The following is a 538-nucleotide window of genomic DNA, read 5'->3' on the forward strand; positions in this document are numbered from 1 at the left end:
ACCTGAACTACAGTATTGACCCACGCTTGTATGATGCAAAGCAGGCTGATAACTCAGTAAAGCCTAATTTTGTCTGGCAGCATGATCTGGCCGGTCATGCCCTGCGGACAGAGAGTGTCGATGCTGGCCGTACTGTTGCATTAAATGATATTGAAGGTCGTTCGGTAATGACGATGAATGCGACCGGTGTTCGTCAGACCCGTCGCTATGAAGGCAATACTTTGCCCGGTCGCTTGTTATCTGTGAGCGAGCAAGTTTCCGACCAAGAGAGTGCTCAAGTGACCGAGCGCTTTATCTGGGCTGGGAATACAACCGCGGAGAAAGAGTATAACCTCTCCGGTCTGTGTATCCGCCACTACGACACAGCGGGAGTGACCCGGTTGATAAGTCAGTCACTGGCGGGCGCCATGTTATCCCAATCTCACCAATTGCTGGCGGAAGGGCAGGAGGCTAACTGGAGCGGTGACGACGAAACTGTCTGGCAGGGAATGCTGGCAAGTGAGGTCTATACGACACAAAGTACCACTAATGCCATCGG

At 52.4% G+C, this 538-nt stretch carries 1 pseudogene; it reads left to right on the top strand.

The window, feature by feature from the left end:
• Positions 1 to 538, top strand: a pseudogene (locus EAE93_RS24060) (RHS repeat protein); the annotation flags it as partial.

The organism is Photorhabdus akhurstii, from assembly GCF_018448925.1.
Classification (GTDB): domain Bacteria; phylum Pseudomonadota; class Gammaproteobacteria; order Enterobacterales; family Enterobacteriaceae; genus Photorhabdus; species Photorhabdus akhurstii.